Origin of the sequence: Mycobacterium mantenii (assembly GCF_001667865.1) — a bacterium.
Taxonomy (GTDB): domain Bacteria; phylum Actinomycetota; class Actinomycetes; order Mycobacteriales; family Mycobacteriaceae; genus Mycobacterium; species Mycobacterium mantenii_A.
Genome location: NZ_LZJP01000009.1, coordinates 1 through 3,224, shown reverse-complemented (window position 1 = coordinate 3,224; position 3,224 = coordinate 1). Strand labels below are relative to the sequence as shown.

At 68.1% G+C, this 3,224-nt stretch carries 1 protein-coding gene; it reads right to left on the bottom strand.

Going from position 1 to position 3,224, the window contains the following annotated elements; genetic code table 11:
* Positions 1-3,224 (bottom strand): non-ribosomal peptide synthetase (locus A5688_RS00790; protein WP_120312439.1); only part of this gene is annotated, 3,224 nt, incomplete at both ends.

Below are 3,224 nucleotides of genomic sequence, written 5' to 3'. Positions count from 1 at the left end.
TCGCCGGTGCGATACATCCGGGTGCCCGGTTCACCGAACGGACACGCCATGAACCGCGACGCGGTCAGCCCGGGCCGGCGCCAATACCCCACGCCGACGCCCTGACCGGCCAGATACAGCTCGCCGACCACCCCGGCGGGCACCGGGCGCAGCCACTCGTCGAGCACGAAGAACGCGGCCCCGGTTACCGGTGAGCCGATGGGTGGCGCGCCGAACCCTGCCGTCAGCGGCGAACTGTGCGACACCCACATGGTGGTTTCGGTGGGGCCGTAGACGTTGACCATCACCCGGCCCGGTGCCCAGCGGTCCACCAACTCCGGCGGGCAGGGCTCGGCCCCGATCACCAACGCCGTGCCGTCCAGCCCCTCGGTGGGCAAAAGACCGACCGCCGAAGGGGTTTGGGTCAACACCGTGACGCCCTCACCCACCAGCAGGGCGTGGAACTCCTGCGGGGAACGGGCCACCGCATCGGGCACCACCACCAGGCACCCGCCGTGCAGCAGCGCCCCCCAGATCTCCCACACCGAGAAGTCGAAGGCATACGAGTGGAACTGGGTCCACACCTGCTGGTCCGACAACGCGAAGCCGATATCCAGTGAGTCGAACAATTGCGCGACGTTGTGATGAGTGACCGCAACACCTTTGGGCACACCCGTGGTCCCCGAGGTGTAAATGATGTGCGCCAGATCAGACGGCGCCGGCAGCGCCAACCCGGTGCTGGGTTGCGTCGCAATCGCCGGGTCGGCCACGTCGATCACACTCAGCTCGAACCCCTCGAACCGTCCGGCCAGATCGGCGGTGGTGATCGCGGCCCTCGGCGCGGCGTCGCGCAGCATGAACTCCACCCGGGCCGCCGGCAGCGCGGGGTCGATCGGCAGATACGCCGCCCCGGACTTCAGCACCCCCAGGATCGCCACGATCGCCTCGGCCGAGCGCGAAAACAGCAGCGCCACAACCCCACCCGGACCCACCCCGCGCCCGGCCAGCACGTGCGCCAACCGGTTGGCGGCCTCGTCGAGCTCCCGGTACGTCAACGACCGGCCCTCGAACCGCACCGCCACCGCATCCGGGGTCCGCGCCACCTGCGCGGCGAACAACCCCACCACCGACACCGGCCGCACCGACCGACCCAGCGTGCGCCGATTGCCCAGTGCGCTCAGTAGCGTGCACTCGCTCTTGTCGAGCACATCGATCGACGAGAGTCGGCGGCGCGGATCGTCGGTCATCGCCACCAACACCCGGCGCAAGCGTTCGGTCAAGGTGTGGATGCTGTCCGGGTCGAACACGTCGGTGCGAAACTCCACCGTTCCGCCGATCCCGGCGGGCCGGCCGTCGGCAGTCCAGCGGCCGGACAACGAGAACGTCAAATCCATCCGGGCGGTGCGGGTGTCGACGGGCTCCCTGGTGACGTGCAGCTCACCGAGAGTCAACTCCGCGTGGTCATTGCCCTGCCAGGCGAGCATGACCTGGACCAGTGGGTGGTGCGCCAGGGATCGGGTTGGGTTAAGCCGTTCGACCAGTACCTCGAAGGGGACGTCTTGGTGTTCGTAGGCCGCCAGGCTGCGTTGGCGCACCCGGGCCAACAACTCGGCAACACTGGGATCACCACCCAGATCCACCCGCAACACCAACGTATTGACGAAAAAACCCACCACATCATCGAGCGCGGGATCACTGCGCCCCGCGATCGGAAAACCCACCGCCACATCCGAACTCGCACCCAGCTTGGCCAACAACACCGCCAACGCCGCCTGCACCACCATGAACTCAGTCGCATTGTGCGCCCGCGCCACCGCACGCACCCGCTGCTGCAACTGCGCCGACCACGCAATGTCCACACTGGCCCCGCGATAATCGGCCACCAACGGATACGGCCGATCCGTCGGCAACTCCACCCGCTCGGGCAACCCCGCCAAGGCCTCTTCCCAATAAGCCAGCTGCCCCGCGATCGGACTATCCGAATCCTCCAGATCACCAAACCGGGCCCGCTGCCACAACGTGTAATCCACATACTGCACCGCCAACGGCGCCCACCCCGGCGCCCGACCCGCACACCGACTGGCATACGCAAGACCCAAATCACGCACCAACGGCGTCAGCGACCAACCATCCGCAGCAATATGGTGAGCCACCGCCACCAACACGTGGTCGTCGTCGGCGATCCGCAAAAGCACTGTCCGCAAGGGGATTTCGCTGGACAAGTCGAACCGGTGCCGCGCCGCGGTGTCGATCGCTTCACTCAGGCGGTCTATCGACCAGTCACCGGCATCGATCACCGGCCAGGCGACGTCGACCTGCTCGGGCGGGATAATCACTTGCCGCGGCGTCCCCTGGTGTGCGGGGAACACCGTGCGCAGGCTTTCGTGGCGGGTCACCACGTCGCGCAACGCGGCGCCCATCGCGGCGGTATCCAAGCGCCCGCTCAGCCGCAGGGCGACCGCCATGTTGTGGACGGGAGACGGCCCGTGTAACTGGTCGAGGAACCAGAGCCGCGATTGGGCAAACGACAACGGCACGACGGCCGGCCGGTCGGCGGCCACCACCCGCGCGAGCTTGCTCCCCCCTCCGCACACACGCGGCGCCAACTCGGCGACGGTGGGTGCCTCGAACAGCACCCGCACTCCCAGTTGGGCATCGAGGCCGGTATTGACGGCTGAGACGAGCCGCATTGCCGACAGTGAGTCGCCGCCGAGGTCGAAGAAGGAATCGTCGACCCCGACGCGGTCCACGCCCAGGACCCGGGCGTAGATGCCGGCCAGGATCTCCTCGATCGCGTTTTCCGGAGCGCGGTAACCATCACCGCCCCCGTAGTCCGGGGCGGGCAGGGCGCGGGCGTCCAGCTTGCCGCTGACCGTCAGCGGCAGCGCGTCGAGCACCACCACCGCCGACGGCACCATGTATGTGGGGAGCCGCTGACCCAACCGGGCCCGAATGTCGGCCGGGTCAGCGGCTCCGGTCACATAGCCGACGAGACGCTTCTCGCCGACACGATCTTCACGAACCAGCACCGCCGCTTGTTCAACGCCGTCCAAATCGGCGAGCGCGGTGCGGATTTCGCCCAACTCGATGCGGTAGCCGCGGACCTTGACCTGTTCGTCGGCGCGGCCGAGGTAGCGCAACTGTCCGTCGGGGCCCCAGCAGACGAGGTCGCCGGTGCGATACATCCGGGTGCCCGGTTCACCGAACGGACACGCCATGAACCGCGACGCGGTCAGCCCGGGCCG